The 5,093-nt window shown below is 49.4% G+C and carries 4 protein-coding genes; 1 reads left to right on the forward strand and 3 read right to left on the reverse strand.

The features are described from left to right. A partial coding sequence (locus tag Q0668_RS00195; protein WP_298858743.1) for a malectin domain-containing carbohydrate-binding protein occupies positions 1 to 476 on the forward strand: 476 nt, incomplete at its 5' end. 387 nt (positions 477 to 863) lie between these two features. Here the strand turns inward: Q0668_RS00195 and Q0668_RS00200 are convergent. From Q0668_RS00200 to Q0668_RS00210, 3 genes are all read right to left on the reverse strand, one after another. Then, complete coding sequence (locus Q0668_RS00200) at positions 864 to 2,879, reverse strand: DUF4838 domain-containing protein (protein ID WP_298858745.1); 2,016 nt, start codon at positions 2,877 to 2,879, stop codon at positions 864 to 866. Positions 2,880 to 3,014: 135 nt separating this feature from the next. After that, the gene (locus tag Q0668_RS00205; protein WP_298858747.1) at positions 3,015 to 4,442 is read right to left on the reverse strand and encodes an IS4 family transposase; all 1,428 of its coding nucleotides are present in this window, start codon (positions 4,440 to 4,442) and stop codon (positions 3,015 to 3,017) included. A 230-nt stretch (positions 4,443 to 4,672) separates the two neighbouring features. Continuing rightward, a partial coding sequence (locus tag Q0668_RS00210; RefSeq protein ID WP_298858749.1) for a hypothetical protein occupies positions 4,673 to 5,093 on the reverse strand: 421 nt, incomplete at its 5' end.

Genomic DNA, 5,093 nt, shown 5'->3' on the forward strand with positions numbered 1-5,093 from the left:
GAGCGCCTGGTGACTTTAAGGCAAAAGAGGGGACGTTGTGGGTGGACTACCCAAGCAAAGGCGGTCCTTCACCAAAAGTACCTGTAAAAGTAATTCCCGAAAACCCCGCTTGGTTTTATCACCATTCAGCCAGGGTTCAGGGTCCGCACGCCGGGTTTGTCACAGGTTCAGGTGCAATGGGGTTGGAAAAAATTAATATTTTGATGGGTGATCAAAACCTAAATGGAGTTTACACGGTACGTCTGTTTTTCGCCGAAACTCAGGGGGTTTCTAAAGGCAATCGGATTCAGACAATTTCAATTCAGAACACAACCGTTTTAAATGACTTTGATATTTTGAAAGAAGTAGGTGACCCTGGTGTAGGAGTTATGAAAGAGTTTAAGAATATCAAAATTACCAAGGGCGCATTGCTAATCGGGTTGAATGCGGTTGTTGGAAAAACATTACTTTGTGGGATCGAGGTAATAGAACAATAGCAGAGTGTTATCAACATCCAAGGCACATTAATGTGGTCGACTGCCAGATTAGAGATTGGTTATCATTGTTTGTAACAATCTCTCGGAATCTTCCATTCCAAATCTGTACGTGTTGTCAATTCTTGTTCTAAAAAACTCGAATCGTACTCAATTTTTTCGAAAAGTATGAGATCTCGTAACGAGTATGAAGTTTGTTTTAAGGTTCGTTTTTGTTTGCTGTCCGGCATTCGATGAGTTACGCGAACAGAATTGGACGAATCGCTTGTGTTGTTTGCTTTGGATTCGTTTCATTCTCAATTGGGTTCAATCGCATCTGACTGAAATAATGTGTCAGCGAAAAGGGTGGTTTAAAAATGCCTTTGTGAATACGTTTGTCAGTGCTGAGCGTCACTCAATCACTGGTGGCTTCCAGCCGAGCCGACCGAAGTAGCCCCACCCGCCCCAAGCGACTCGGGATACATGGACTGCGAAAAAGTCTTGATAGAAAATGTCACGTGACATTTCAAAGTTCCGATTCAGAACTTCCGTTGCGCGTGCTCTCAGATCGGGAGTCAGTTTGCCTCCATTTGTTTTCAGTTCTGCCAGTAAGTGATAACCCGCGGAGTGGATCTCAGCGTAGTCGAGACCACGACGGAGAAAGACGAGTCGCTTGGTGACTTTTGGATTACTTTTCGTATTGGCAATCGATCGATCAGCCTCATCAAGTAAAGATCGTAACTCCTTGATCACTTCCGGAGTGAAAGGCGCAGTCGGATGCAGAGGCGGATCAGATGCTGCGATTTCGTTGGTGAGTTGTTCGAGCCGTCCGAAATAACGTTTCACAAATTCGGCACCGGCACCAAAACCGGACCGACAGTAGTCGTCAATCTCTGCATTGACATCAAGGTCCGGATTCCAGTGGAGCCGGGCAGCTACGTAAAAATTCAGCCCCTGAGTCGCCCAATGATGGGTGCAGGCATCCATGTCTGTTCCAATCATGGAATGATGCGCGAGATACCTAAAATCCTCGGCCAGTTTGTGAACGTAAACAACAGGGGTGCCTTGCCGTCGGGCTGCCAGTAGCAGGTTCGGACGAAAATAAATTTTTGATACTTTCTTTGCCCAGGCATCCCAACGTGCTCGTCCCGTTTGGCGTCGAGAATCGTCGAGATAGGAAATATCTACAAAGCGAATGGCAATATTCGAATGAAGTTTGTGTTTCACAGGCGGATCGGTGTAAGCGCTATAGGCATCAGCGGTCAGCCAAGCATCGGGATGGACCTTGCAGACGCGTCTGGCGATTTCATTCCAAAACCAGACATAGCGATCAGTCAACGAAACGTAATTAAATTCACGCCGTCCCTCTTTTCCGGTGAAATCCCACAACTTGATCGGGTTTCCCTTTGGTGGGTCGAGTTTCTTGCATTCCGGGCACATGCAAAAAGTCGCTCGGCCACCATCATTAGGTCCGATCGCAACACTCTTCACACCGGGCTTAGAACTCTGGCGGTTCAACTCCTCAATCTTGTCTCGTGCTATTGCATCGATCAGTTCGAGGTTACTGACACAGAATCGTGAACGCGATGTCCCAAACTGGCTCTGGTCACGAGACCCATTCGGTTGCATCGCAAACCATTCAGGATGTTCTTTACTCCATTTATCCCAGGCATGACCAAAGGAATGCCCACTTGCCAGTCCAAGGCTACCACCCATCCGTTGCCAGGTAAACCATCCTCCATCTTCCGATTCGGTGGCTGCGGCTTTTGCTCGTAATCGTTGGTATTCTTCGGGTTTGGCATTGAGCCGTACCAAGCCTGCTGCATCACGGTTCCCATAGCTCATGTTGCGAATATTTCGTTGTTTGAGCAGCGGTGTTTTGGATATATTTATCGGTTCTACGACGATTGATTTGTTTTGTGGTACGACCTTGCCGAGTTCGCCAGGCCAGAGGAACCGGCACCCAAGGGATTCTTCAAGAAAAGTCGTAACGGCATAGAGCGTTCCGTTTCGATCCGAGGGTGTGAAGTCGTCAGGTCCAAGGAGAGCAATCGCGTTGGGAAACGATCGAATCCGAATACCACCCGGTCCGAGACCTTTGGCGCTAATGCCAAGCTTCCGGGTTAGCGAGCTTTCGCCCACGGCAAGATAATTCGTGTTGGGGGGAATCTTTGAATCTTTAACGACAGCAAATTGGGCTCCCGAGATCTGAAACAGATGATCGCTGAGAACTTTCGCAGCTTTTTTTGCAGCTGCGGAAGGCTTTGCTGAGATAACGATCACTGCTTGGGCTTTTCCATTATCACTGAGAGTGAGAGAATCGTCAGCGGACATCAAGTGTGAGTTTTGGTTCAACGCAAAACCGATGGCTGCAAAGACGCAGAATGCACGAAGCGATCTGGCATTCATAATTGTTGTTGTGATCATACCGTGTCGTACTCCCTGGATATTATAAGGTTAAGCCTTGTCTTGAATTCCTGGAGACCCACTCAGTGTTGATCGTGCCGATCGCTGAGTCAATAAGGGGCAGAACCGAATGGTACTGTCGAGTCGTAACATCTTTCAAGTGGTATTGTTGCGTAAACGGTCTCTTAGCACCTGTCTTGGTAATTGCATCAAGGGGTAGGTGCCGCGTCTACGTTTGATGACGCGAGGTTCAATGCGACCGGGACGGTTACCGACTTCGCACGTTGCAATCTGATTCGCCAACGCTCGACACATTTCACGCAGTGCCTGCGAAGTGTGTTTTCCGCAGGCGGTCAGCATCCAGGCTGTCAGAATAAACTGGCAAGCTGCTGTGAAACTGATCTGCCGGGGACGTTTCTGATGTAGCAACGCCGCACCAGCGGCCGTAGTGCGAATTAAATTGTAGCCCAGGATTGTGGTCCACAGTTCGCAGCGAATCATCGCCGGCGATTTGCAGCGCAGGTGTCCCAGATTCAGAGTATCTTTGATAGAGCGCAGATCCAGTTCCACATTCCAGCGAACGCCGTACAACTCGGCGATTTCTGCTTTGGTGTGCTCATCATCCAAGAGTGTAGTGATGATCGTTATCGCCTGAGTCCGCCTTCCCCTTTCAACCACCTGGTAGCGAATTTCTCGCAACAGAATCGTCTCTGGAATCTGTAAGAAAGTCGCTTGATCCATCCAGGTGGGACATCGTTTTGGCCGGATCCAAGTGACGAGATGATCATACTTTCCCAGCCGTTTGCCACGTCGAAAATCAGAACGGCGTTTGTGGTGCAGCCGCGTGCAGACATCGGTTTCCTGTCTCAGTAGTGAAGCGATCATCATGTAGGAGCAGTAGTAACGATCAAAAATAGCAACATCACCCCTATTCAAAGAGCCAAACAGCTTGCGCAGCAATGCGGTTTCGCCAGATTGTTTTCCCTTATAGGGGCCGATGGCGACATCCAACATACAAGCGGTGGCCAGTGAAAGCACTGCTACCGCACGGGCGATTGGCAGGCCACAGCCGGGCGCCTGCGCATTTTGTTGCGGGAACTCTGCCTGATTACTTTCCGTGTCCGGCATTGTGAAAGTGAAGCCATCGATCAGCTTGGCATGCCTGCCTTTCCAGAGCCAGCTTTCCTCTGCAGCATCTTCGAGTTCGGAAGCGACTTCACAACTAATTTCGCGCAAGGCCGGAACAGACAACTTTGCACGCGCTCGACAATAGTTTCTGGTATCAGCGGTAGGAGCAGCTTCGCCTGTGAGTTTGCAGAACGCTATGACCCGGGCCACTGCTGATTGACAGGACGCTTCTTTGCCATCCCGCAGAACCTGTCCCAGAAACGACCAGAGCATGACGGCAGTGGAGTAAACGCCGTGTGTTCCGAACAACCCGTTGTGCCGGGCAAAGATCCTCGCGATGCGTTTGGCAGAGAGCAACTTCGAGAATGGCAGACCCGCCGACGACAAAAAAGAATCGAGGATCAATTGAAAATTGCTGCTGCCTTGAGACTGCGATTCAGATAAATTAACAGACATGAAAAACCCTCCCTGGCGATTTCATGCACGAAGTTCCAAGGATGGTTGAAAACATTATCGCCGGGAGCGGTTATAAAGCTAGACCAACTCCAGACAGCCATAATTTTACAAAATATTCATAGCTGTCATAGACCAACGTACGCACAAACGGAAAAATGACAGTACCATTCGGGGCAGAACCCTTATTCTCTCCTTTCATCCTGCAGATTAGCAAAATAGTGATACCGCAGCTAAAACGGCAATAACTCTGCTTCTTCCTGCACGGAAGCAAAATACAGATCGGAATCTTCATTCCACTCTGCCAGTTTACGAACTCCAGGTGCCAGTGTTTCTTCCATGACCCCCTCCGAGTCATGTTCGTAACCCATCAGGTGACCGAGTTCGTGCAAAATCACGGTCCAGAGATCAACGCGGCCCGGCGCAGCGCTGTCTGGTAAAGCAATCAGGGAGAGCTGGCTGTCGAGTGCAAATTCACTGTGATCAAGTGGGGTAGAATCAACGAACCATCCGTAACCAGCGGCATTCACATCGAGATAGATCGTACCCGGAACAGCCCGCCCGAGTGTGCCACCTGACAGGTCCACTACTTTGACTTCAACGCCTGACAATGCCTGAGTCATCTCGGGAGTGAGTTTCTCACTGACCTGCACG

The organism is uncultured Gimesia sp. (genome assembly GCF_937910335.1).
GTDB lineage: Bacteria > Planctomycetota > Planctomycetia > Planctomycetales > Planctomycetaceae > Gimesia.